This window comes from Carbonicoccus niuqiaonis, from assembly GCF_050157065.1.
In the GTDB taxonomy this organism is placed as follows: Bacteria; Actinomycetota; Actinomycetes; order Propionibacteriales; family Propionibacteriaceae; genus Avipropionibacterium.
On the sequence record NZ_CP189573.1, the window covers coordinates 3,096,926 to 3,122,089 of the forward strand.

The following is a 25,164-nucleotide window of genomic DNA, read 5'->3' on the forward strand; positions in this document are numbered from 1 at the left end:
GATGATACATCCGTTGACATATCGGGCACTCGCGGGCAAGACTCTCGTACGGCGCTCTCCAGAGGGCCGACACGACGGCAATGTTGCCCACCACTCCGGCGGGCGAAAGGGGATGTGGTGATGTCGAACTCGACCAACGGTCCACTGGGCCACCTGACGGGGCCGCAGGGTCTGACGCGACGCGGGTTCCTCGGCGCCGCAGGCGTCTCGGCGGCGGGGCTGCTACTCGCCAGCTGTTCGCCCGAGACCGGTGGCGGTGAGGGCCCGGGCACCAGTGGCGGCACCGATCTCAAGGAGGCGCCCGATCTGACGGCCAAGGTGGAGTCCGGGGAACTGCCGCCGCTGGCCGATCGGCTGCCGAAGAACCCGCTGGTCGTGAACTACGTCGATGGACCCGGCGTTTACGGCGGCACCTGGCGCGCGGCCAGCGTGTCCAACGACGGCGGGTGGATGCTGCAACGGGTCACCGGCCACACCTACCTGGTGCGTTGGGACCCCGACTACACCGAGATCCTCCCCGACCTGGCCGAGTCGTGGGAGATGAGCGAGGACGCCAGCGAGCTGCGCTTCCAGCTCCGCGAGGGCGTCAAGTGGTCCGACGGTGAGCCGTTCACCTCCGCCGACATCGAGTTCGCGGTCAACGACGTGATGTACCACCCGAAGGTGAACCCCGCGGCGGAGACCAAGATCACCGCCACCGCCGACGGCGACTTCGCCGTCGTGCTGAAGCTGGAGCCGGCGAACGGCCTGTACCTGCAGAACATGGCCGGCCCCGGGCGAAACATCACCGCGATCCCCAAGCACTACATCTCGCAGTTCCACGCCGACTTCAACAACGACGTCGACAGTCTGGTGAAGGAGGCAGGCCTGCAGGACTGGGTCGAGCTGCTCACCGCCAAGGGCGGCTTCGGGGACACCCCACGGTTGAACGCCGTCGACCTGCCGGTGCTGACGCCGTGGGTGCTGACCGAGGCGCCGGGTGCCGCCGGGACCAAGGTCGGCTTCTCGCGCAACCCTTTCTTCTTCAAGACCGACCCGGACGGCCGCCAGTTGCCCTACATCGACAAGGTCGAGTTCTCGATCATCGATGAGCCCGAGGTGATGGTCACCGCCGCCGCCAACGGCGAGATCGACATGCAGAACCGGACGTTCAACATCCCGCGCAACAAGCCGGTGCTGGCCGAGAGCCGGGAGTCCGGGGGCTACGGCTTCTTCGACATGCCGTCCACGTTCATGAACACCACGGTGCTGGGCCTCAACCAGACCGCGACCAATTCGGTTGCTGCCGAGGCGTTCGGCAACAAGGACTTCCGGATCGGGTTCTCCCACGCCATCAACCGGCAGGAGATCATCGACGTGGTCTTCCAGCGGCAGGGTGAGCCGTGGCAGGCGGCACCACGTCGCGAGACCCGCTTCTTCGACGAGGAGTTCGCCAAGCAGTACACCGAGTTCGACCTCGAACTGGCCAAGCAGCAGTTCGACAAGGCCGGCTACGAGGCCGATGCCAGCGGAGCCCGGCTCTGGAAGGACGGCTCGAAGCTGTCGGTCTCGCTGCTGGTGTCGAACTTCAAGCCCGAGTGGGTCGACGTCGCCGAGCTCCTTCGGGGGCAGCTGGCCGAGGCCGGGATCGACCTGCGGGTCGATGCGGTGGACCGCACCCTGTTCAACGAGCGGGTCAACGCCAACGAGCACGAGATCGCGGTCTGGCAGGGCGACGGAGGTGGCAACGACCTGTTCCTGGACTCCCGGTGGTACTTCCCGTTCAACGTGCAGAACTCGCTCTTCGGGACGACCTGGGCCCAGTGGTACGTCAGCAACGGTGCCGAGGGCGAGGAGCCGCCCGCAGCTCCCAAGAAGCAGATCGAGCTGTACCGGGAGTTGCTGGCCAGCGGCGACCAGACCAAGCAGGACGAGCTGATGACCGAGATCCTCGCCATCGCCAAGGAGGAGTTCTACGCGATCGGGATCCACCTGCCCGGCGACGGCTACGGCATCGTGAAGAACAACTTCCACAACGTGCCGAAGGTCATGATCGACTCGTACTACTGGTCCGGTCCCGGTCCGACCAACCCCGAGCAGTACTTCATCGAAGGCTGATCGACCCGGTGCTGAAGTTTCTGGCCCGGCGGCTGCTGTACGTCATTCCCACGCTGGTGGCGATCTCGTTCGTCTCCTTCGTGATCATCCAGCTGCCACCGGGCGACTACCTGACGAGCTACATCGCCAAGCTGAACGCGCAGGGCGAGAACGTCGACCCGGCGCTGATCGAAGGGCTGCGCATCCGCTACGGGTTGGACGATCCGTTCATCGTGCAGTACCTGAAGTGGATCTCGGGGATCGTGCTGCACCTCGACTTCGGCCACTCGATGGAGTGGGGGCTGCCGGTCTCCGCCCTGATCGGCGAGCGACTGCCGCTGACGATCGCGCTGGCCGCCTCGTCGGTGCTGTTCGTGTGGCTGGTGTCGCTTCCGGTCGGGGTGTACACCGCGGTGCGGCAGTACTCGGTGGGCGACTACATCGCCACCACGATCGGGTTCCTGGGATTGGCCACACCCAACTTCCTGCTGGCGCTGGTGATGATGTGGATCGGGTTCACCACGTTCGGGTTGTCGGTGTCACAGGTGAACCCCGGCACCCTGCTGATCGCGATCATCGTGCTGGGCACGGCCGGCACCGCAGGCCTGATCCGCATCCTGCGGGCCAACCTGCTCGACGAACTGCGCAAGCCGTACGTCGTCGCCGCTCGTGCCCAGGGGCTGACCGAGGGCAAACTGCTGTTCAAGTACCCGGTCCGGGTGGCGCTCAACCCGTTCTTCTCCACCATCGGCTGGTTGCTGCCGAGCCTGGTGGGTGGTGAGGTGATCGTCTCGACCGTGCTCAACATCAACACCACCGGACCGCTGCTGCTCAACGCCCTGCTGTCGCAGGACATGTACCTCGCCGGATCGATCATCATGATCCTGGGCGTGCTCACCGTCATCGGAACCTTCATCTCGGACGTGGCTCTGGCGTGGCTCGACCCACGGGTCCGACTCGGCTTCAACTAGGACGTGGCCATGGCACAGGAATCACTGCTCACCGACTCGACGCCCGACCTGGACGTCCCGGTGGTGAACGCTCGGACCGCCCAGCTCTCCCAGCGCAAGTTGATCTGGCGCCGGTTCCGCAAGCACAAGCTGGCGGTGCTCGGACTGGTGATCACCGCCGTCCTCTACCTGATCGTGATCTTCGGCGACTTCGTCGCCCCGTACAGCACCGGCCACTACAACGCGGACTACACCTACGCCCCACCGCAGCGGTTGCACGTGGTCGACGCCCAGGGCAACTGGGGACTCCACGTCAACCCGTTGATCATGGAGCAGGACCCCGACACCCTCGCTCTGGAGTTCACCGCGGACACGTCGCGGACGGTCCCGGTCGGCTTCTTCGTCGAGGGTGAGGAGTACCAGCTGCTCGGCTTCATCCCGGCCAATCGCCACCTGATCGGCCCGGTGGATGCGAACGCCCCACCGATGCACCTGCTGGGCGCCGACCGCAACGGTCGTGACGTGCTGTCCCGGCTCGTGCTCGGCACCCGGATCTCGATGACCATCGGCCTGGTCGGTGTGCTCATCGCCTTCGTGCTGGGCATCGTGATCGGCGGCATCTCGGGTTTTGTCGGGGGCCGGACCGACATGATCATCCAGCGCATCGTGGAGTTCTTCATGTCCATTCCCACCATGCCGTTGTGGCTGGGCCTGGCAGCTGCGATCCCCCGCGAGTGGAGTCCACTGACCAGATACATGCTGATCACCGTGGTGCTGTCGTTCGTCGCGTGGACCGGGCTCTCCCGGGAGGTTCGAGGCCGGTTCCTCTCGCTGCGCGAGGAACAGTTCGTCACCGCGGCCCGACTGGACGGGGCGACCCGACCCGGCCTCATCTTCTCCGAGATGTTGCCTTCGCTGATGTCACACCTGATCGCCACCATCACCCTGGCGATCCCGGGGATGATCTTGGCGGAGACGTCGTTGTCCTTCCTCGGCCTGGGCCTGCAGGCGCCTTCGGTGTCTTGGGGTGTGCTGCTGCAGGACGCCCAACAGATCCGAGTCATCGCCACCGCACCCTGGCTCCTGCTCCCCGGCGTGGCTGTGGTGGTCGCCGTCCTTGCCCTGAACTTCCTCGGTGACGGCCTCCGTGACGCCGCCGACCCCTACAAGCGATGACCCCTACAGGCGATGACCACGGTCAGGAGAACACTGTGACCACACCGACCACGACGGCTGACATGTCACCGGCCGGGGCGGCCGACCGGGACACGGTGCTGTCCATCGCCGGGTTGAAGACCTGGTTCCACACCGACGAGGGCGTGGTCAAGGCCGTCGACGGCGTCGACATCGACGTCCCCCGCGGCAGGACCATGTGCCTGGTCGGCGAGTCCGGCTGCGGCAAGAGCATCACCGCACGGTCGATCCTCGGTCTGGTGGACCAGCCCGGCCAGATCGAGGCCGGCTCGGTGCACTGGCGGGAGACCCCGAGCTCGGAGCCGGTCGACCTGGCCGCCTTGAAGCCCACGGGTGACGAGATCCGCCGGATCCGCGGTGGCCAGATCGGGATGGTCTTCCAGGAGCCGATGGCCTCGCTGTCACCGATGTACACGGTGGGAGCCCAACTGGTGCAGGCGATCCGACTGCACCAGCCACTCACTGCGGCCGAGGCGCAGGAGCGGGCCATCGAGCAACTGGCCCGCGTCGGGATCCCGCAGCCGAAGCAACGGTTCCACTCCTACTCGTTCCAGTTGTCCGGCGGCATGTGCCAGCGGGTGATGATCGCCATCGCGCTCGCCAACGACCCGGCACTGCTGATCGCCGACGAGCCGACCACCGCCTTGGACGTCACCACCCAGGCCCGGATCCTCGACCTGATCGGGGAACTGCAGGCCGACACCGGCATGTCGGTGTTGTTCATCACCCACGATCTGGGGGTGGTGGCCGAGATCGCCGACGAGGTCACCGTGATGTACCTCGGCAAGGTGGCCGAACGAGGATCGGTCAACGACATCTTCGACTCCCCGCAACACCCGTACACCCAAGCCCTGTTGAGCTCCATCCCCACGATGGGCCGCGAGGACCGGGAGAGCCGACTGGCCACGATCAGGGGGATCGTGCCGACGCCCGCGAACCGGCCCGCCGGGTGTCCGTTCCATGATCGCTGCACGAAGGCGATCGACGGCCTGTGCGACACCACCGAGCCGGCGGTCCACCAGATCTCGTCGGGCCACGTCAGTGTCTGCCACCTGCAGGATCCGGATCGCGACCAATCCGGGATCGAGGCGAACAGCGGCGACGAGGAGGCGGGCGCGGAGTCGGGGGCGGCAACTCGGCCGGCGACGAGGACCGGGCCGGCGTCCGAGGCCCCGACCAACGCCGTACGTGATCATGCGGGCATCGCGGCGCGTCGGTCGACCGGCAAGCCGCTGCTGTCGATCAAGGACCTGAGCATGGACTTCCCGGTGAAGAAGGGAATCTTCTCCCGGGTCACCAGCACCGTCCACGCCGTCGACGGCGTCACCCTCGACATCCGGCCGGGTGAGACGCTCGGACTCGTCGGCGAGTCCGGATGTGGCAAGACCACGCTGGGTCGGTGCATCGCCCGCGCCATCGAACCGACGTCAGGCCAGCTGCTGTTCTCCCCCGACGGCGAGTCGCAGATCGACCTGGCATCGCTGTCCAGCAAGGCGTTGCGGCCCTGTCGCGAGCAGATCCGGGTGATCTTCCAGGACCCGTTCGCGTCCCTCAACCCGCGCAAGACGCTGCTCGACCTGATCGCGTCGCCCCTGAAGCGGATCCAACGGGCGAAGGTGGCCGACTCCTCGATCAAGGACCAGGTCGCCGACATGTTGACCCGGGTGGGGCTGCAGCCCGACTATATGCACCGCTACCCGCACGCCTTCTCCGGCGGACAGCGGCAGCGGATCAACATCGCCCGGGCGTTGATCACCCGGCCCAAGTTGGTGATCGCCGACGAGGCGGTGTCGGCCCTCGACGTGTCGGTGCGGGCCCAGATCCTCAACCTGCTTGACGACCTGCAGGACGAGTACGACCTCACCTACTTGTTCATCTCCCACGACCTGTCAGTGGTCGAGCACATCAGCGATCGGGTTGCGGTGATGTACCTGGGGCAGATCGTCGAGCAGGCCCGCACCGAGGAGCTGTTCACCACACCGCGCCACCCCTACACCGAGGCGCTGATGTCGGCGGTACCGATCCCCGACCCCCACCGTCGTGGCGAGCAGGCCAGGATCCGGCTGGCCGACGATCTGCCCGACCCGGCCAACCCACCGAGCGGCTGCTACTTCCACACCCGGTGCCCCCACCGACAGGAGGAGCGCTGCGACACCGAACCGGTCACACTGCGCGTGCTCCCCGACGGCGAGGGAGCGGCCGGGCGCAGCTCGGCCTGCCACTTCGCCGAAGAGCTGACATTGGCCGGCGTCACCGGGCAACACAGCTCAGCCGACTGACGCGGTCACCGCCGACTCGCAGGTCCAACCCGCGGATGGGTGGCCCCAGTCAGTCGGGCAGCCCGGCCAGCAGCTGACGGGCCATCACGACCCGCTGCACCTGGTTGGTGCCCTCGTAGATCTGGGTGATCTTGGCGTCGCGCATCATCCGCTCCACCGGGTAGTCGCGGGTGTAGCCGTAGCCGCCGAGCAGCTGGACCGCGTCGGTGGTGACCTCCATCGCGACATCGGAGGCGAAACACTTCGCCGCCGCGCCGAAGTAGGTGAGGTCGGCATCATTGCGCTCGGACCGGGCGGCGGCGGCGTAGGTGAGCTGGCGGGCGGCCTCGATCTTCATCCCGGCATCGGCCAGCATGAACTGCACACCCTGGAAGTCGGAGACCGGCTTGCCGAACTGCTTGCGCTGCTGGACGTATCCGAGCGCGAAGTCGAGTGCCCCCTGCGCGATCCCGAGTGCCTGTGCGGCGATGGTGACCCGGGTGTGGTCGAGGGTTCGCATCGCGGTGCCGAACCCCGTACCCTCCTCGCCGATCATCCGGTCGGCGGGGATCGTGACGTTGTCGAAGTAGACCTCACAGGTCGGTGACCCCTTGATGCCGAGCTTCTTCTCCGGCGCACCGAAGGAGACCCCGGGGTCGTCCTTGTCGACCACGAAGGCGCTGATCCCCCGGCTCCGCTTCTCGGGGTCGGTGACGGCGAAGACCGTGTAGTACTGGGAGATCCCGGCGTTGGTGATCCACCGCTTGACGCCGTTGATCACCCAGGAGTCGCCGTCGCGGACGGCCTTGGTCGTCATCGAGGCGGCGTCGGAGCCGGCCTCCGGCTCGGACAGGCAGTAGGAGAACATCGCCTCCCCCGCGGCGACGGGCGGCAGGAACGCCTGCTTGAGTTGATCATCACCGGCCAGCAGCAGCGGTACGGTGCCGAGCTTGTTGACCGCCGGGATCAGCGAGGACGAGGCGCACGCCCGAGCGACCTCCTCGATCACGATCACCGTGGCCAGGGCGTCGGCCCCGACCCCGCCGTACGCCTCGGGGACGTGGGGGGCGTGGAAGTCGGCACGCTTCAACGCCTCGTACGAGGCCTGCGGGAACTCCGCTGCCTCGTCGGCCGCCGCCGCGTTCGGGGCGACCTTCTCGTCGCACACCTCGCGTACGGCCGCGCGGAACTCCTGGTGCTCATCGGTGGGCCGGTACATGTCGCTGAAGTCGCTCACGGGCCCAGCCTAGCGCCCCACGTTACCGGCCGGTAACAAGGCGGCCCTTGAGATCGACGCAGGGCCCCGAGGCTGTCGAGACGCCCCTTGAGCCCGTCGACCGGGCAGTTGGAGAGCCACCCCCTCACCGACCGGGCAGTTGGAGAGCCACCCCCTCACCGACCGGGCAGTTGGAGAGGTCGTCGCTTCACCGACCGGGCAGTTGGCGGGGTGAAACCATGATCGCCACCTCTCCGACTGCCCCATCGGTGGAGGCCGCCGGACGCGCTGCACCGTGGCACCACTTTCCCGCCATGACACCGGTTCCTCGCCATGGCATACGTTGCCGAACCCCGGCAGTTTGTGTCACGCCGAGGAACGTATGTCACGGTGAGGAGCGTGTGCGGCCGCAATGCCTCGACACGTCCGACGGACACAACGCCACGACACGCCCGACGGACGCAACGCCTCGACGGGCGCGGCGGTCAGAGCGTGGCGACCGTGGGGTCGAAGTCCTCGGGCAGCAGGGTGGGCTTCTCGGCCGAGGTGGTGATCTGCTGGACGGATCCGTCCACGCCGGCCTCGATCGACAGCATCACGTCGAGGATGTGCTGCCCCATCTCGCCGCTGGCGTAGTGCGGCACCCCGGCACGGATCGACCGGGCCATGTCGAGCACACCGGTGCCGCGGCCGGGCACCCCCTCGCTGCTGTCGACGACCTGCGGCTCGGTCTCGTGCATCTTCAACACCTTGACCTCGCCGGCGAACTGGTTCGGGTCGGGGGCGATCAACGTTCCCTCGGTGCCGGAGATCTCGATCACCGTCCGCTTCACGGCCGAGTCGAAGCTGAACACCGTCTGCGCCACAGCGCCGTCGCGATAGCGCAGCAGCGCTCCGACGTGGGTGGGCACCGTCACGTCGAACGACTCGCCGGCCCGCGGCCCCTGGCCGATCGGCCGCTGCTCGAACGCCTTCGACCCGACCGACACCACACCCGACACCGGGCCGAGCACCTGGCTCAAGGCGGTCAGGTAGTACGGACCGATGTCGAGCAGCGGGCCACCTCCGGACTGGAACAGGAAGTCCGGGTTCGGGTGCCACATGTTCGGCCCCGGGCTCTGGAACAGCACCTGCGCGGTCAACGGGGTCCCGATGTCGCCACGCTCGACGGCCCGTCGCACACCCTGCCAACCACGTCCCAGCATCGTGTCCGGGGCCGAGCCGACCCGAACGCCGGCAGCCTCGGCGGCCGCCAGCAGCCGGGCGGCCGACTCGCGGTCCGGGGTCAGCGGCTTCTCGTTCCACAGGTGCTTGCCGGCGCCGACGACCGCCTCCCCCACGGTCGCGTGGGCGGCCGGGATCGTCAGGTTCACCACCAGCTCGATCTCGGGGTCCCCCAGCACCGCGTCGACGTCGCCGTACTTCGCGACGCCGAACTCCTCGGCCCGGCTCGCGGCCGCGTCGACGACCAGGTCACCGATGGCGCGGACGTCGACGTCGGGGAAGCTGCTCAGGTTCGTCAGGTACTGCTTGCTGATGACACCGGCACCGATGATGCCGACGCGCAGGGATCCGCCGCTCATGCCCACTCCCCGTACTGCTGCAGCCAGCCGTGGCTCTCCCGGACGGCTCCCAGCATGTCGCCGGTGGTGTCGTCGAGCTCGACCTGCCCGTCGGTGAAGTGCTTGGCGGCCTCGATGATCGCAGCCACGTCGACCTGACCCGCGCCGACGGCCACCTGCGCCTTGTTGTCATGGCTACCGTCGCCGTCCTTGATGTGGATGCTGCGAACCCGCTCGCCGAGCCTGCCGAGCAGGGCGGTCACGTCAGCACCGCCGACGACAGCCCAGTACGTGTCGAGTTCCAGCACCACGTTGTCGTCGAGCTGGTCGGCGAGCAGTTCGAGACCGTGCCGGCCGTCGATCCGCGACTCCAGTTCGTACGCATGGTTGTGGTAGCCGAACTCCAGGCCGGCGTCGCCGTACCGCTTGCCCAGCTCGTTGAGTTGCTTGGCGATGTCGGCGATGCCCTCGGCCGACTCCCACGCCTCCTTCGGAGAGGACGGCTGGATCACCCGCTTGACACCGAGCCGCTCACAGGCGGCGATGATCGCCTCGTGCTCGCCACCGAACGGGTTGGCGTGGGTGGACGGCGCGTCGAGGCCGTGCTTGGGCAGGCTCTCGGCGAGCTGGTCGACGAACTTGTCGACGTTGTACGGCTGCACGTGGCGGTACCCGTACCCGGCGATCTTGCCGAGCGTGCCGTCGAAGTCGTCGCCGAGTTCGTTGCGGACGGTGTAGAGCTGGATTCCCAGACGTGGTGTCATGCAGCACAGCCAATCACGCCGCCGCCCGCCGACGGCGGGTCCCCTGCACGCTTTCCGCAACCCGGACCACCGAACCGACGGGTTCGGGGCGGTGCTACACGCCGGGCCTTGCCGGGGCCGTACGCCGGGACGCGACCTCGGTCGACTCGCCGACCAGCCCGCGGGCCAAGAGGGTGGCACCGGCGATCGCGGCCGGGAAGGCGACGACCGACACCAGTGGCAGCGAGAACAACCAGAACACCGGGATGCCGAAGCCCAACGTCTGCAGGCGCCGGGCGGACGTGAGGGCGTACTTCTCCCGCAGGCTGGTCCGGCCGCGACGGTCGAAGGTGCCGCCGGTGAGTTCGAGGACGATCATGGTCCCGCCGACGAGGGCCGACCCGATGCCGCTGATGATGCCCCCGATCGCCGGGATGAAGCCGATCAGGAACAGCGGGATCGCCAGCCCGACGGAGATCGCGAGCACCGTCACCGACTGCCGGACGGCCCGCAGCATCGAGCGGCCCAACTTCTCCTCGACCGGATCGGCCACCCCGCCGCACTCCCGCTCGACCAGCTCGGAGATCTTGTCGTAGACGGGAGCCCCGACGGTGAGGGTGATCGAGGAGTACGTGATCACCATCAGCAGCATTCCCATCACCATGATCACGATGCCGATCGCGACCCGCAACACCTCCCGTAGCGTGCCGTCGGCGTAGCCGGTGGCCAGCAGGGTCAGGTCTCCCAGGTTGAAGATCAACACCAACAGCCCGGCGCCCATCAGCAGCGACACGACGAACGGCGGCACCATGCCGAGCACGAACAGCCGGGGACGTGTCAGCACCAGCGACAGACCGCGCGTGAGGTGACCGAACCCGGAGAGCACTTGGGAGATCACCTGGTCACCTCACCCTGCGCGGCGCGAACCTTCTCGCCCTTCGCCTCGGCGGCCTGCCGCAGCTCGTCCTGGAAGGTGATCATGGCGCGGGTGAGCTCGGGGTCACCGGCGGCCAGTATCCGTACGGCCAGCAGCCCGGCATTGCGCGCATTGCCGATCGCGACGGTGGCGACCGGCACCCCGGCCGGCATCTGCACGATCGACAACAGGGAGTCCATCCCGTCGAGGTACTTCAGCGGCACCGGGACGCCGATCACCGGCAGTGGGGTGAGCGCGGCCAGCATCCCCGGCAGGTGGGCCGCCCCGCCGGCACCGGCAATGATCACCTCGAGGCCACGGTCGTGGGCGGTCCTGCCGTACTCGACCATCGCCTCCGGCATCCGGTGGGCCGACACCACGTCAGCCTCGTGGGCGATGCCGAACTCCTCGCACGCGGTGGCTGCCGCCGCCATCACCGGCCAGTCCGAGTCCGACCCCATGACGACCCCGACGCGGGCCTGCTGTCCGGCCATGCGGCCACCTCTCCTCGCTGCGTGCTGTACCCGTCCAGCGTAGCGGGACCGAGGGGGCCGATCGGGCGTCGGCGGCCGTCACTCCGGTACCGAAACCCGTCGATTTCACCCTGATCTGCCACTGACGCGGCCATCACCTCGAAATCGCCGCGATTCGGTACGGCCCGGGTCACCTGATCGGCACCGTCAGGTCACCGATCGGCGCCGGCGGCCTCGGACAGCACCAGCAGGGTGCGCCAGGGGTCCCGGACCTCCAGGCCACGATCGGTCCGCCGGGTGGTGCGACCGGCGGTGCGGAGTCGGTCCTCGACCGCACCGAGCCCCTCGCCCGGAGGGAGCTCGATGTCGACGCTGCCCAGCCCGAGGGTGTTGCGGCGCGGCCCGACACCGGTGGAGTTCCAGGTGTTCATCGCCATGTGGTGGTGGTAGCCGCCCGCCGAGACGAACAGCGCCGACCGGCCCAGCCTCGCGGTCGACTCGAAACCGAGCTCGTCGACGTAGAACGCCCTCGCGGTCTCGACGTCGCCGACCTGCAGGTGGACGGTCCTGAGCGTGACCATGCCCATCGCCAGCCCCGCGGGCAGCAGGTCGGTCGCCGGACGACCGGTGATGGCCTCGTGGTTGCGCGATGAGGTGGCGGCGTCGGCGGTCAGGGTCATGTCGTCCTCCAGGTGGTGGGTGCCCGGCGGCCGCGGGAGCCGCCGGGCGGAAGTGCCTCATGGAGGACAACTAAGTTGTCAGTACAACTATTCCCTACCGGACGCCGGTCAGCGCTGGTACGCCCAGTGCCACGGCTCGCCGCCGACGTCGTCGTTGAAGCCGTAGCTCGGCGCGTTGGCGTTCAGCCAGTTGTACTTGGTCGACCCGTACGGGGCGACCGCGATGTCACAGGCCAGGCCCCAGCCGTGGTTCGAGGTGCCGGGTCGGGCCGCCAGGTTGCCGCGACCGGCCTGGTACTCGTTCCACAGGTAGACCTGCTGGTCGTAGGTGCGGTACGCCGACATGCTGCCCGAGATCGGCAGGTTGATGCCGAACCGGCCGCGGAACGCGGAGTTCAGTCGCTTGAAGTCGTCGATGCAGTACGTCGACATCCGCCAGTTGCCGAAGCCGACGTGGGCGAGCGCCGAGGACGGCATCCGACCGTTGGTGTAGGTGCCCTTGGGGTTCGGACCCCGGCCGCCACCGCCACCACTGCTGGCGCCCATCAGCTTGCCCCAGGTCTGCGCCCCGACGATCCCGTCCTTGGTCAGGCCGTGCCTGCCCTGGTAGTCCTTCACCTTCGCCTCGGTCGCCGGGCCGAACTCGCCGTCCCACGACAGGCCGCCAAGCTTCACCTGCAGGCCCTTCACGACGCGGCCGGAGCTGCCCCGGCGGACCACGTCGAGCAACCGTGCCCAGGTCTGCGGGCCGACGATGCCGTCCTTCTCCAGGCCCTTGGAGCCCTGGAAGCTGACGACGGCGTTGTGCGTGTCGGGGCCGAAGGAACCGTCGATCGTGATGCCCAGCCGGGCCTGGATGTACTTCACGTTGCCGCTCCGGGGAACCCCCTTCTTGGCAACCGGGAAGCCGGAGGTGGCGGAGGTGGGGAGACTGGCGTGCGAGGCCGGAGCGACGACTCCGGCGCCCAGCACTCCGGCGCCCAGGGCAGCAGAGCCCAGGAGCAGCGATCGACGGTTGAACATCGGGGGAATCCTTTCGCGGAGGAATACGGCAGGGCCCGCGCGCGGGTACGGGATCGCACCCCGGTTGTGGCCTCGGTGGCGACGCTAGTGACCCGCCGGGCCACCCTCGTCCGACTCGCGTTGCCGCTTGCGGCAGGTCGACCGCGAGCCCTGGTCCGGCGACCCCGCGTCCCTCCCCGGTCAGGTGCCGATGGTTCCCATCAGGTAGTCGGCAGCATGGTGGGCCCGCTTGCGGACCTGCTCGAGGTCGTCACCGAAGCAGCTGACGTGACCGACCTTGCGGCCGGGCCGGACCTCCTTGCCGTAGAACTCGACGCGGAGCCGACGGTCCCGGGCGAAGCTGTGCAACAACGCCGACGGCAGGTCGGCGACACTGCCGCCGAGGACGTTGCACATCACGGTCCAGCGCTGTCGCGGCGTCGGGTCGCCCAACGGCAGGTCGAGCACCGCCCGCAGGTGGTTCTCGAACTGCGAGGTGTGCGCCCCGTCGATCGACCAGTGGCCGGTGTTGTGCGGCCGCATCGCCAGTTCGTTGACCACCACCGACCCGTCGCGGCGCTCCATCAGCTCGACGGCCAGCACGCCGATCACGTCGAGCTCGTGGGCCAGTCGCAGGGCGAGCTGTTGGGCGGCCACGGCCTGGTCTGGGGTGAGTCCGGGGGCCGGGGTGACGGTCTCGACGCAGATCCCGTCGCGCTGCACCGACTCCGAGATCGGGTAGGCGACGGCCTGCCCGGACGGGGACCGGACGACCAGCGCCGACAGTTCGCGGGCGAAGTCGACGAACTCCTCGGCGACCAGCACCGCCCCGGCCGGCAGTCCGGCCAGGATGGCCGGAGCCTCGGCGGTGGCCCGCTCGGCCGAGTCGAGCTTCCACACGCCCTTGCCGTCGTACCCACCACGGGACGCCTTCGCGATCATCGGCCAGCCGTGCTCGTCACCGAAGGCGACCAGGTCGGCGACGCCGCCGACCACACGGTGCGCCGGGCACGGTGCCCCCAGTGCGGTCAGTCGTTCCCGCATCACGGCCTTGTCCTGGGCGTGCACCAGCGCGTCCGGTCCGGGCCGGACGGCGATGCCCTCGGCGGCCAGTCCCCGCAGGATGTCGGTGGGCACGTGCTCGTGGTCGAAGGTGACGACGTCGCAGCCGGCGGCGAAGGCCCGTACGGCGTCGGGGTCGGTGTGCTGCCCGATCGACACGTCGGCGAACACCTGGGCGGCGGACTCGCCGGGGTCGGTGGCCAACAGCCGCAGCTGGATCCCGAGCGGGATCGACGCGGTGTACATCATCCGGGCGAGCTGGCCGCCGCCGATGATCCCGACGGTGTGGCGTCGGGGGCTGGCCAGCGGGTCCGGGGTCGTCCCGGCGGCCGCCGGTGCCTCAGGTGTGGTGGTCACGACCGGCAACCCTACCGGCCGGACTCCTCGGGGTGCTGCAGCCGGAAGATCACCGTACGCTGCACGATGAAGTTTGCCGTGGTGGCCACGCCCTGGGCGATCACGAACGCGATCACGTTCACCACCGGCACCGGGAGCGCCGCACCGTCGGGGGTGTTGAGTTGACTGAACAGCGGGAAGAGCACCGCGTACAGCCCGACCTGCACCACGAAGGTGATGCCGTACAGGATCATCGTGGCGAGGAACCGCTTGGTCGAGGCTTCCGCACGGAAGGTCCAGCGGCGGTTGATCGCGTACGCGGTGGCCGTGCCGGCGACGAAGGAGACCGCCTTGGCCGGGGTGTGGTCCCAGCCGAACACCAACATCAACAGGTTGAGCAGCCCGAAGTCGACGACCGCCGACAGGCAGCCGGTGATCACGAACCGGACGAGTTGCGTCGACAGCCGGTGGTGACGGTCGTCGGCCGGATGCGATCCACCGCCCTCGCCGGTCGGCTCCGGGGTGGTCGCGGCAGGGGTCACGCCGGGACTGTCGGATGCATCGGGCACTGGCACCCCGACAGGGTACGTGCCCGGCGCCGCCGACCGCGCCACCCGATGCGGATCGGTCCGGTCGTGCCGTTGCGATTCAGGCGAGGCGGACGCTGCTGGGCGTGGCGTAGTCGGCGGCGACGTCGGCCACCTGGGCCTGCACGGCGTCGCCGCCATGGACCAGCACCCGGGTACGGAAACTGAACGGCCCCTGCGGCGCCGCAGCCGGCGGATAGTGCGCCTGGGTGATCTGCTGCACCATCGCGTACTTGCCCACCACGTTGGGGAACCCGTCGTTGTCCGGATGGTCGAGGACGCTGATGCCGTGCCACGGACCGTCGCCGACGCTGCGGTACTGGGCGGCGTCGGCCCGCAGGTCGGGCAGGTCCTCGGGCGGGCCGGACGGCGCCTCCGGCGGGCGTCCGCCGCTGGGGCCAGACGCGTCGGTCCAGGCGGCACGGTAGCGGTCCTCGACCCGGTACACCCGCTCCGGGGTGGCGGCGTCGGCCGAGTTGGACACCCGGCCGGTCTCGGGGACGCCCATCGCCTCGGGGGTGCGCGCCATCAGCAGGAAGGGACCGTTCCCTTGGTCGGCGACCCGGGACACCTCGGAGTGGAAGTCGAGGAATCGTTGGTCGTCGTCGCTGAACCACCAGCGGATCGTGCGGACCTCGTCGGCGAACGCGTCGCCGTCGGAGGTGAGGTAGGTGAGGTCCTGCACGATTTCGCCGTACACCGCACCGGTGGTGACCCGCCGGAACCCGCGGTGCACCATCCGGCCGCCGGGCCCGTACGGCGGCTCGTCCCAGTCCGACCAGATGTTGGTCGCCCCGGCCTCGCTGTGCCCGCCGTAGCTGATGGCCAGACCGGTGTGGTGCGGGTGGTCGGCGGACCCCTGGCCACGGACGACACTGGCGCCGGTCGAACTGACCACGGGCCAGAAGTACGGGCGACGGCCGCCGGCGACCAGGTAGTCGGCGAAACGGGCACCGCCGACCTGCAGCACCACCCGGTCGAGCTTGACCACCGCCGACGCCGGATGGGCGGCCGTGGCCGGTTCGTCGGTCTCCTGGTAGCTCCGCGACTGCCCGGCCGACAGGTTACCGACCGCGATGAAGACGCCCTCACCGGTCAGCGGATCGGCCTGGACGGGCAGCACCTGTCCGCTGTCGGTGTCGCGTACGGCGGCCGGCACCGGACCGGGGCCGAAGGGTACGCGCACAAGTGGGGAACGGCGGGCCAGGTCTCCGGCCTCGACGACGATGGTCACGGTCAGTGCCCCTTGCTGTGGTCGGGTGTTGCGGTGAGCGTGTTCGAAGCTGCGACCCTAGCGTCACCCGGTCGGCGGCAACCGGTCAGCCCCAACGTGGTTCGCGCTTCTCGACGAAGGCGGCCACGCCCTCGACCCGGTCGGCGGAGCTGATCGCGTTCTCCCAGGCCCGCTCCTCGATCTGCAGGCCCTCGGCCAGTGGGAGGTCCAGCCCGTGCCGCATCGCGATCTTGGCCTGCCGCACCGCGACCGGCGAGCGCGACGCCAATCGGTCGGCCAACTCGGCGGCGACCGTACGGGCCGCGCCCGGCTCGGTCAGCCGGTCGACGATGCCGTACGACTTCGCCTCGGCCGCGTCGAGCTGGCGGCCGGTCAGGATGATGTCGGCCGCTGCGTTGTAGCCGAGTCGGCGGGTCAGCAGCTGGGTGCCGCCACCTCCGGGGACGATCCCGACGCCCACCTCCGGCAACCCGAAGGTGGCGGTGGTGGCGGCCACGATCAGGTCGCAGGCGAGCGCAAGCTCGAATCCGCCGCCCAAGGCGTACCCCTCCACGACCGCGACCACGGGCATCGGAAGCCCGAGCACTCCGCGGTAGGCGGTGCGGGTGACCTGGCGCTGCTGCAGCAACTGTTCGGTGGACATGCCGCGCCGCTCCTTCAGGTCGGCGCCGACGCTGAACGCCTGGTCGCTGGTGCTGGTGAGCAGTACCACCCGGACCCGGTCGTCGTCGGTGAGCTCGGCACAGGCGGCACCGATCGCGCGGGCGTGGGCGGTGGAGATCGCGTTCAACGCCTCCGGCCGGTCCAGCACCAGTTCGGCGACGTGGTCCGACGGGCGCTCGAGGCGTACCGACCTTGGGGTCGTGGCAGCAGGGGGCGTGGCGTCACGGGTGGTCATCGGATGGCTCCTCACGGGAGAACTGGGGGTTCGTGGACTCGAACAGCAGCTCGGTGATCTCGACGTGGACGCGCTCCACGTCGGGGACGTCGGGCAGCACCACCGGGCCCTGGTCGGAGGCGGTGCGGATGTTGAGGGTGCCGCAACCCAGCACCCGGTCGACCAGGCCCCGTTCGTACGACACGTCGTTGATGCGGACCAGTGGCAGGTCGTGGCCGATCTGGTTGACGATGCCGCGCCGGGTGATGATCCGCCGGTTGGTGACGCTGAAGGTGGTGGTGAGCCAACGCAGGAACGGGACGATCACCAACCAGACGACCAGCACCACCGCCACGACCACCACCACGATCCAGCCGATCGGCTGTGTCGCCGGCGGCAGCAGGGCCAACGCGACGCCGACCAAGCCGCCGAGCAGGATGAGCAGCAGGGCCGGTCCGATCAGCCGCTTCGGATGGGTGCGCAGGTGCAGCGCCACGTACTCGCCGTCGCCGAGCAGTCGGTCCGGTAGTCCCATGACCAGCCATGCTTCCACGCGGGGCCGCGTGGGTCGAGAGTGCGGGGCGAGAGTGTGGGGTCGAGAGTCTGGAGGTCGTCACAGCTCACTGCTGGTCATCCCCGTGACTCCCACGGTTCACCCACCGGCCATACCCTTGCCGACATGGAAATCGGAGTCGACTTCGGCACGACCCGCACGATCGTGGCGGTGGTCGATCGCGGCAACTACCCGGTGATCAGCTTCACCGACGCCGAGGGCGACTCCCACGACCACGTCCCGTCCCTGGTCGCGCTGACCGATCAGGAGCTGCGGTACGGCTTCGACGCGCACACCGCCGGGCTCGCCGGTGCCCCGGTGTTGCGGTCGCTGAAGCGTCACCTGGCGTCCGCGTGGGTCCGTCCGGACACCACGGTCGCCCTGGGCGACCAGGAGTTCGGGGTGCTCGACCTGGTCACCGGCTTCCTGGCCCACCTGCTGACGGCGTTGCGGACGGCGTCCAACCTGGACGGCTGGGGTGACGACCCTCCGGCCACCATGGTCGCGGTCCCGGCGCACGCCCACAGTGCGCAGCGTTTCCTGACCCTGGAGGCGTTCCGGCGGGCCGGGTTCGGAATTCCGCGGCCTGGTCAACGAGCCGTCGGCGGCCGGGTTCGAGTACACCCATCGGCAACGCCGTACGGTGTCGTCGCGGCGGACCAAGGTGTTGGTGTACGACCTCGGTGGCGGCACCTTCGACGCCTCGCTGATCACCGTGGACGACGCCGCCCACCACGTCATCGCCTCCCGGGGTCGCCACGACCTCGGCGGCGACGACGTCGACCGGGCGATCGCCGACCTGGTGCTCGCCGAACTGGACGCTGAGGCGTCGGGCGTCGACGCCGCACTGTTGGAGCAGTGCCGGCTGGCCAAGGAGATGATCACCCCGCAGACCCGGCGGATCACCGTCGAGCACGACGACACCCCGGTCACGGTGCCGATCCACCGGGTCCGCGATGCTGTCGCGCCGTTGGTCGAGCAGACCCTGGAGACGATGGCTCCGCTGGTGGACGGTACGGCGGATTCGCTGGACGACCTGGCCGGGATCTACCTGGTGGGCGGCGGGAGTGGCCTGCCGCTCGTGCCGCGGCTGCTCCGGGAGCGATTCGGGCGCCGGGTCCACCGGTCGCCGCATCCGGCCGCCTCGACCGCCATCGGGCTCGCGATCGCCGCCGACCCCGGGTCCGGGTACTCGCTGACCGACCGGACCGGCCGGGAGGTCGGCATCTTCCGTGAGGGTGCCGCGGGCGACCGGATCGTGTTCGAGCCGCTGCTCCACCCCGACACCGTGCCCGGTGGCGCGCCGGTGGTCCACCGCTACCGGGCAGCTCATGACATCGGGTGGTTCCGGTACGCCGAGCGTGCCGGCGGGGTGGCGCCGGGCCGCGACACCGAGCTGATCCCGATCGGTGAGGTCCGGATGCCGTTCCGCCCGGAGCTGCAGCACCTCGACGAGACCGAGCTGGCCGGGCTCCCGGTGACCCGTACCCACGCCGGGCCCCGGGTCGAGGAGAGCTGCACGGTGGGCGAGGACGGCCTGGTGACCGTGACGATCACCGACCTCGACTCGGGCCACACCCGGACGGTGGAGCTCCGCGGCGGCTCGCCGGTTTCATGATCAACAGGTCGTGATCAACGGGCGACCCGTGACCTGCCACCGGCCAGGGGGCAGGCCGAACCGCGGCACGATCAGGCCGAGTCACGCACTCCCGGCCGATCGAGCAGGGTGGCGGCGTTGATCGACCGTGGTTCGGTGCCGGCCTTGGTCGCCGCCAGGAGTTCGTGGCACAACAGCTCGTTCGCGGGAGCGAGTTGATCATGTTCCCGGGCGAGCAGCACGATCTCGCCGTTGAGGTGGGCCACCTCGGTGTTGCCGGTGCCACGGGCCAGGCTCTGCCATGTCGATGACCCGGACTCGGGGACCTCGGCGAGCCGGTGGTACTGCATCAGGTCACCGCGTCGTGCCTGGGCCTCCTCCTCGGTCGCCACGTCGATGCCCAACCGGGCGAGCAGGTCGGCCGCCTCCGTACGGACGACCCGGGCGAGCTCCTTGGCGTCATCGCCGGGGATGCACAGGGCATCGATGGCGTTGCCCAGGTTGCCGATCAGCTTGCGGTACTTCCACCGCATGATGTCGGGGCGCGGCACCGAAGCGAAGCCGGCCTCGGTGAGTGCTGCGGCCACCGTCTCGGCGACCTTCGTCGTCCCGTGCGGGTAGCGGCCGACGTCGAGGATGCCGGGGACCGGATGGGCGTGCTGCCCGACCCGACCCGGCGACAGGTTCGTGGCCGGCAACATCACCCACATCCCCAACACCGAAGCGAAGTGACGCAACAGCACCCGTTCGTTGGCGACCCCGTTCTGGCCTGCGACCACGGTGATGGTGGGCGGTGCGACCGCGGCGAGCGCGGTGGCCACCTCGGTGGTGTGTTGACCCTTCACGGTGATGATCACCACGTCGTCGTCGCGCCAGTCGAGCTCGTCGGGACAGCCGTACGACGGGAGCCGGAATCGTCGGCTGCCCGCGGCCGAGACCAGTTCCAACCCGTCGGCACCCAGGGCGGTGAGTTGATCACCCCGGGCGATCAGTGCGACCTCTTGACCTGACGCCGCCAGGTTGCCGCCGATGACGCCGCCGACCGCTCCGGCTCCGTACACCACGAATCGCATGGTCGTCCCTCTCGTGAGTCTGGTTCGGTCAGTAGATCATCCCCATCGCCTCGGTGACCCGATCCAGTGTCGCGGTGGCACGGGCACGGGCGACGACGTTGCCGTCGCGGACCACCTGCAACACGTCGTCCCCGACCGCCGCCAGTTCGCGGCGTCGGGCCCGGATCGGTGCCAGGTGCTCGTTGACCGCCGCGATCGTGAGCTGCTTCAGCGCCCCGGCTCCGCCGTCACCGATCCGCTCGGCGATCGCTCGGGGTTCCTCGCCGGTGCACAGCGAGGTGATCAACACCAGGTTCGACACCTCGGGCCGCCGCTGCGGGTCGTACGTGATTCGCCTGTCGGAATCGGTCCGGGCCCGTCGGATCAGCGCGGCCGTCTCGTCGGCGGTGTGCCGCAACTCGATCGCGTTGCCACGGCTCTTGCTCATCTTCGTGCCGTCGATGCCGAGCACCACCGGCGCTTCGGACAACAGGGCCTCCGGGGCGGTGAAGCACGGCCCGTACGCCTCGGTGAACCGGCGGACCAACAGCCGGGTGACCTCCAGGTGGGGCAGCTGGTCCAGGCCGACCGGCACCACGGTGCCACCGACGCCGAGGATGTCGGCGGCCTGGTGGACCGGGTAGGTGAGCAGCAACCCCGATATTGCGGAGATGCCCGCCGCGGCCGCCTCCGCCTTGACCGTCGGGTTGCGCTGCAGCTCGGCGATGCTGATCAACGACAGGAACGGCAGCAACAGCTGGTTCAGCTCCGGGATCGCACTGTGGGTGAACATCGTGCTCTTCGCCGGGTCGATGCCGACGGCGAGCTGGTCACAGACGATGTCACGAACGTGCTCGGCGATCCGGTCCGTGCCGGCCCGGTCGGTGATCACCTGGTAGTCGGCGATGATGATCATGGTCGGGACACCGGCCTGCTGCAGCCGAACCCGGTTGCCGAGGCTGCCGAACAGGTGTCCCAGGTGCAGCGGCCCGGTCGGCCGATCGCCGGTCAGGACGCACAACGACGCGGGTTCGGTGCGCACCCGTTCGGCGACCAGGTCGGAGCGTCGCTGGGCCTCGAGTCGGGAGCGTTCCACCGTGCTGGAGAGCTCCGGGTGGGGCGGCTCTGGGCTGGGTAGGGACTCGGTGATCAGGTTGGTCATGGTGGCTCCTGTGGTGAGTGTGTCGTCACGCCACGGGCCACGAAAGCATGAAGGCCGAGTCGTGACGACTCGGCCTGGTGGGATTTCCTGAGGTGTGTCAGGACACGCAGTGGTGAGGCGTCATCGGTTGACGCCACCACCAGTTCTGCCTGCCCTTGATCATGTCGGCCACCCTACACCGGCGGTCACCAGCGGAGGTGGACCACGTCGCCGGCCACCACCGTCCGCTCCCGTCCGCCGACCTGCAGCACCAGTCCCCCGTCGGCGTCGATCCGGACCGCTTCGCCTTCGATCCGTTCGGTGCCGAGGTCGGCCCGGACGCGGCGGCCGAGGGTGCTGCTGCGGTCGGCGTACCGTTCGGCCAGCAGGTGGTCGGCGGTCCCGGACTGCCAGGCCTGCAACAGACCCACCAGCCGGGACACCAGGTCGATCACGACTGCGGTCACGTCGAACGGAGCCGCCCCGGCCAGGGCCAACGAGGTGGCCGTCGGGACCGGGAGTTGATCACGGTCGGCGGTGGTGTTGAGTCCGATGCCCAGGACACACGCCGGTCCGGCCGGGGTCTCGGCCCGTTCGGCCAACAACCCGGCCAGCTTGCCCGTCGTCCCGTCGGAGTCGGGGACCACGACGTCATTGGGCCACTTGAGTCCGGCCGGGACGCCGACGGCTCGGACCGCATCACAGACCGCCAGCCCGGTGAGCAGCGGCAGCCACGACCAGCGGTCGGTCCGGGTGGGCCACCACAACACCGAGATCGCCTGTGAGGTGCCGGGGTCGGCACTCCAGCCGCGGCCGCGGCGACCCCGCCCGGCCGTCTGGTGGTCGGCGACCAGCAGTCGTGGCCCTGGCCGTTCGTCCCCGCCCGGCGTCACGGTGCGGGCGACGGCAGCGAGGTCGGCATTCGTCGACCCGGTCTCGGCGACCGCGTTGACACCGGCGAACACCTTGGGGCCACGTCCGGCGTCGGCTCCCTCGGCGAGCAGCACAGCCGCCAGCCGGTCGCGGTCCACCACGGGGACGTCGCCGGTGACGCCGGGGTCGTACGGTCGGGCTTCCTCGGGGCTGGGCACCGCGTCAGCGTACGCTCACCTCCGATCGCCCCGATCGCCCCGATCGTCCGTACGGTCGCAGCAGCAGAGGGTCGGCGCAGCGAAGGGAGCCCGTGGTGCAGCCGTGGAGTCTGCTCGACCTCGCGACCCGGCAGTGGTGGCGACTCACCGGTCGGCGGATCGATCCCGCCGGCACCGAATCCTGGCTGCAGGCACCGACGAACCGGCGGGGCGAGGTCGGCGACGCCTGGCTCGACGACCTGGTGAGCGCCGGGCTGGCCCGACCCGACGGTGAGGTGGCGGGCCTGGTGCCCGATCTCGCCGCCCTCGACGGGCCACGGTTCGCGGCCGAACGGGTCGCCCCGCAGGTGCGGACGTTCTACGAGCGGACCGCCGCACATCGGATGGACGTGTGGACCCAGTGGAGCCCGCTGTTGGCCCCCGGCGGTGAGCTGATCGCCCGATTCTTCGGCCGCCGGGTGAAGCAACTGGCGCTTCCGGTGCAGCCGCTGGCGGTGAGCCGCGGGATGACCAGTGCCGTCCGCGGCGTGGACGACGTGCCGGGCGGGCATCGTGGCACCGCCTGGCTGCGGACGCTGCGCTCCGACGGGTCGACGGTGTTCAGCGGCTTCTACCGGGTGGGCCGGGTACCGGGCAGCCCACAGCCGCACGTGTCGGTGGCGTTCCCGCTGGAGGAGGGTGCGGTGCACGTGATGCTGACGCCCCGGGTCGGCGACGACGGGTCGCTGTGGCTCCGCTCGCGGTCCCATCGGTTCGGCCACGACGGTGCGTACGTCATGGTCCGGTCGAAGGATCGGTGGTGGGCGGCGATGCCGCCGTTGGCCGAGACGTTCCACGTGTTCGTCGACGACGAGGGTGTGCTGCGGACCGACCACTGGCTCCGGTTCTGCGGCGTCCCGGCGCTGCGGCTGCACTACCGGATCGACCGCCCGTAACCGGGTCACGCTCGTAAAATCGGGCGCCACAGCGACACACGTGGACGTCAGCTCCAGCTGTGTCGCTCAGGCGCCCGTGCTCACGTCGCCGCCCCGGTCAACCGTGACGGAGCTCGACCGGCAACTCCTCCAACAGCCGCAACCACAGCTCGGCGGCCGTCGGGTAGCTCGGCACCGCATGCCGCAGCACGTGCACCGGCACCCGGCCGACGATCGCGACGGTGGCGGCGTGGACCAGCTCGGCCGCCTCCGGCCCGCAGAAGGTCGCCCCGACCAGGGTTCCGGTCCGCCGGTCGACCACCAGCTGCGCCTCGCCTGCCACATGGTCACGCAGCAGTGCGGCACCGGCCGCCCCGCCGAACGGCACCCGAGCGGTCACCACGTCGGCCAGCGTCGCCTGCGCCGACTCCTCGGTCTCCCCCACGGTGGCTACCTGCGGATCGGTGAACACCACCTGCGGGACGGGCACCACCTCCGGCACCGGAGCCGGATCGCGTCCCGCGGCCTCGGCCGCCAGCCGGTCCCCGACCACCCGGGCCCGGTACTTGCCCCAGTGTGTGAGCGGTGCATCGCCGCTGGCGTCACCGACCGCCAACAACCAGTCCGGGAGCCGATCCTCGACGATGTCGGCCGTGGTCAATCCGACTGCCTCCAGTCCGGCGTCGCCGAGCCGGGGGTGCCGGCCGGTCGCCACCAACACCTCGTCAGCCGACAGTTCGCCGTCACTGGTCTCGAGGGTGACCGGGCCACCATGGATCCGACCCAGACCGGTGTCGGCGGGGTCGTCGCGGTGACAGTCGTGGACGTCGGTGTGCAGGCGGACGTCCACCCCGGACTCGACCAGGGACTGCCGAACCGCCTCGGCCGCGAACGGCTCGCAGCTCGGCAGCAGCCGGTCACCCCGGACGACCATGATCACCTCAGAGCCCAACCCGTTGAGCCAGGTCGCGGCCTCGCAGGCCACCACGCCGCCGCCGATGATCACGGTCCGTCCGGGTACGTCGACGACCCCGGTGGCATCCCGGGAACCCCAGGGTCGGACGTCGGCGTACACGTCGGGGACCGTGGGCTCGCTGCCGGTCGCCAGGATCACCGCCCGACGTGCCTGCAGCACCCGTTCGCCCTCGGCGGTCGCCACCGCGACCGTCCGATCGGCGACCAGCCGGCCGTGCCCGCGGACGACGTCGATGCCGACCGAAGTGGCCCACTCCAGCTGCCCGGTGTCGTCGTAGTTCGACACCCAGGTGTCGCGGTGGGCCAGCAGTGCCGCCGGGTCGACCGCGGGCGCCGGCAGCGGCGCCAGGTCGGCGGCCGTCGCGGCGACCTCCAAGGGGCGGAGCAGCGCCTTGCTCGGCATGCATGCGTAGTAGGAACACTCGCCACCGATCAGCTCACCCTCGACGAGGACGGCTGTGAGTCCGCTGTCGGCCATGGCGTACTGGGCCACGTTCTCGCCGACGGGGCCGGCGCCGATCACCACGATGTCGTACGTCTGCTGGGTCATGCTTCACAGTAACGGCACCACCCATCGCCAGAACCTTGGTCGCCTCACCGTCGATCGCACCAGGATGAGACGGTCGTCCGTGCACGGGCGAGGTCGACCGCAGCCACCACCTTCCGGGTGGAGAA

General features: G+C 69.6%; 22 protein-coding genes and 1 pseudogene. 7 read left to right on the top strand and 16 right to left on the bottom strand.

Features of this window, described 5'->3' with window-relative positions:
• Positions 1 to 120: 120 nt before the first annotated feature.
• Genes ACQBAU_RS14185 through ACQBAU_RS14200 form a run of 4 tightly spaced genes read left to right on the top strand, consistent with a single transcriptional unit; the run spans position 121 to position 6,499 of the window.
• On the top strand, positions 121 to 2,097 hold the full coding sequence (locus ACQBAU_RS14185) for an ABC transporter substrate-binding protein (protein ID WP_465255989.1): 1,977 nt from the start codon (positions 121 to 123) through the stop codon (positions 2,095 to 2,097).
• 8 nt (positions 2,098 to 2,105) lie between these two features.
• The gene (locus tag ACQBAU_RS14190; RefSeq protein ID WP_434548400.1) at positions 2,106 to 3,047 is read left to right on the top strand and encodes an ABC transporter permease; all 942 of its coding nucleotides are present in this window, start codon (positions 2,106 to 2,108) and stop codon (positions 3,045 to 3,047) included.
• A gap of 9 nt (positions 3,048 to 3,056) precedes the next feature.
• Positions 3,057 to 4,202 carry an ABC transporter permease gene (locus tag ACQBAU_RS14195; RefSeq protein WP_434548399.1) on the top strand — a complete coding sequence of 382 codons (1,146 nt, stop codon included), beginning with the start codon at positions 3,057 to 3,059 and terminating at the stop codon, positions 4,200 to 4,202.
• 35 nt (positions 4,203 to 4,237) lie between these two features.
• A complete protein-coding gene (locus ACQBAU_RS14200) occupies positions 4,238 to 6,499 on the top strand; it encodes an ABC transporter ATP-binding protein (RefSeq protein ID WP_465255990.1) in 2,262 nt (753 codons plus the stop codon).
• 49 nt (positions 6,500 to 6,548) lie between these two features.
• On the opposite strand, the gene ACQBAU_RS14205 is transcribed toward ACQBAU_RS14200, so the two are convergent.
• From ACQBAU_RS14205 to ACQBAU_RS14260, 12 genes are all read right to left on the bottom strand, one after another.
• Entirely contained in the window at positions 6,549 to 7,697 is a 1,149-nt protein-coding gene (locus tag ACQBAU_RS14205; protein WP_434548482.1) for an acyl-CoA dehydrogenase family protein, read from the bottom strand.
• A gap of 482 nt (positions 7,698 to 8,179) precedes the next feature.
• Positions 8,180 to 9,277, bottom strand: a complete 1,098-nt coding sequence (locus ACQBAU_RS14210; protein WP_465255991.1) for a Gfo/Idh/MocA family protein — start codon at positions 9,275 to 9,277, stop codon at positions 8,180 to 8,182.
• Complete coding sequence (locus ACQBAU_RS14215) at positions 9,274 to 10,020, bottom strand: sugar phosphate isomerase/epimerase family protein (RefSeq protein WP_465255992.1); 747 nt, start codon at positions 10,018 to 10,020, stop codon at positions 9,274 to 9,276. Before ACQBAU_RS14215 ends, ACQBAU_RS14210 begins: the two co-directional genes overlap by 4 nt.
• Before the next feature lie 94 nt (positions 10,021 to 10,114).
• A complete protein-coding gene (locus ACQBAU_RS14220) occupies positions 10,115 to 10,897 on the bottom strand; it encodes an EI24 domain-containing protein (RefSeq protein ID WP_434548395.1) in 783 nt (260 codons plus the stop codon).
• On the bottom strand, positions 10,894 to 11,409 hold the full coding sequence (purE, locus tag ACQBAU_RS14225) for a 5-(carboxyamino)imidazole ribonucleotide mutase (RefSeq protein ID WP_434548394.1): 516 nt from the start codon (positions 11,407 to 11,409) through the stop codon (positions 10,894 to 10,896). The genes ACQBAU_RS14220 and purE overlap by 4 nt, the downstream gene beginning before the upstream one ends.
• Positions 11,410 to 11,600: 191 nt before the next feature.
• Complete coding sequence (locus tag ACQBAU_RS14230; RefSeq protein WP_434548393.1) at positions 11,601 to 12,068, bottom strand: VOC family protein; 468 nt, start codon at positions 12,066 to 12,068, stop codon at positions 11,601 to 11,603.
• Positions 12,069 to 12,176: 108 nt separating this feature from the next.
• Entirely contained in the window at positions 12,177 to 13,091 is a 915-nt protein-coding gene (locus ACQBAU_RS14235; protein ID WP_434548392.1) for a peptidoglycan-binding protein, read from the bottom strand.
• Between the two features lie 180 nt (positions 13,092 to 13,271).
• On the bottom strand, positions 13,272 to 14,381 hold the full coding sequence (locus ACQBAU_RS14240) for a 5-(carboxyamino)imidazole ribonucleotide synthase (protein ID WP_465259513.1): 1,110 nt from the start codon (positions 14,379 to 14,381) through the stop codon (positions 13,272 to 13,274).
• 119 nt (positions 14,382 to 14,500) lie between these two features.
• Entirely contained in the window at positions 14,501 to 15,010 is a 510-nt protein-coding gene (locus tag ACQBAU_RS14245) for a GtrA family protein (protein WP_465255993.1), read from the bottom strand.
• 106 nt (positions 15,011 to 15,116) lie between these two features.
• Positions 15,117 to 16,289 carry a DUF6807 family protein gene (locus tag ACQBAU_RS14250; protein ID WP_465255994.1) on the bottom strand — a complete coding sequence of 391 codons (1,173 nt, stop codon included), beginning with the start codon at positions 16,287 to 16,289 and terminating at the stop codon, positions 15,117 to 15,119.
• A gap of 85 nt (positions 16,290 to 16,374) precedes the next feature.
• Complete coding sequence (locus ACQBAU_RS14255; RefSeq protein ID WP_465255995.1) at positions 16,375 to 17,187, bottom strand: enoyl-CoA hydratase/isomerase family protein; 813 nt, start codon at positions 17,185 to 17,187, stop codon at positions 16,375 to 16,377.
• On the bottom strand, positions 17,174 to 17,701 hold the full coding sequence (locus ACQBAU_RS14260) for a PH domain-containing protein (RefSeq protein WP_434548388.1): 528 nt from the start codon (positions 17,699 to 17,701) through the stop codon (positions 17,174 to 17,176). The genes ACQBAU_RS14255 and ACQBAU_RS14260 overlap by 14 nt, the downstream gene beginning before the upstream one ends.
• 144 nt (positions 17,702 to 17,845) lie before the next feature.
• Here ACQBAU_RS14260 and ACQBAU_RS14265 point away from each other — a divergent pair.
• Positions 17,846 to 18,031 (top strand): annotated as a pseudogene (locus tag ACQBAU_RS14265) (Hsp70 family protein); the annotation flags it as partial.
• 331 nt (positions 18,032 to 18,362) lie between these two features.
• Positions 18,363 to 19,337, top strand: a complete 975-nt coding sequence (locus ACQBAU_RS14270) for an Hsp70 family protein (RefSeq protein WP_465255996.1) — start codon at positions 18,363 to 18,365, stop codon at positions 19,335 to 19,337.
• 71 nt (positions 19,338 to 19,408) lie between these two features.
• On the opposite strand, the gene ACQBAU_RS14275 is transcribed toward ACQBAU_RS14270, so the two are convergent.
• From ACQBAU_RS14275 to ACQBAU_RS14285, 3 genes are all read right to left on the bottom strand, one after another.
• Positions 19,409 to 20,389: a ketopantoate reductase family protein gene (locus ACQBAU_RS14275; protein WP_465255997.1), complete on the bottom strand. Its 981-nt coding sequence runs from the start codon at positions 20,387 to 20,389 to the stop codon at positions 19,409 to 19,411.
• 28 nt (positions 20,390 to 20,417) lie between these two features.
• Positions 20,418 to 21,530, bottom strand: a complete 1,113-nt coding sequence (trpS, locus tag ACQBAU_RS14280; RefSeq protein WP_465255998.1) for a tryptophan--tRNA ligase — start codon at positions 21,528 to 21,530, stop codon at positions 20,418 to 20,420.
• A gap of 185 nt (positions 21,531 to 21,715) precedes the next feature.
• The gene (locus ACQBAU_RS14285; protein ID WP_434548385.1) at positions 21,716 to 22,600 is read right to left on the bottom strand and encodes a biotin--[acetyl-CoA-carboxylase] ligase; all 885 of its coding nucleotides are present in this window, start codon (positions 22,598 to 22,600) and stop codon (positions 21,716 to 21,718) included.
• A 95-nt stretch (positions 22,601 to 22,695) separates the two neighbouring features.
• On the opposite strand from ACQBAU_RS14285, the gene ACQBAU_RS14290 reads away from it, so the two are divergent.
• A complete protein-coding gene (locus tag ACQBAU_RS14290) occupies positions 22,696 to 23,535 on the top strand; it encodes a hypothetical protein (RefSeq protein ID WP_465255999.1) in 840 nt (279 codons plus the stop codon).
• A 97-nt stretch (positions 23,536 to 23,632) separates the two neighbouring features.
• Here ACQBAU_RS14290 and ACQBAU_RS14295 read toward each other — a convergent pair whose 3' ends face one another.
• Positions 23,633 to 25,039 carry a dihydrolipoyl dehydrogenase family protein gene (locus ACQBAU_RS14295; RefSeq protein ID WP_465256000.1) on the bottom strand — a complete coding sequence of 469 codons (1,407 nt, stop codon included), beginning with the start codon at positions 25,037 to 25,039 and terminating at the stop codon, positions 23,633 to 23,635.
• Positions 25,040 to 25,164 lie beyond the last annotated feature (125 nt).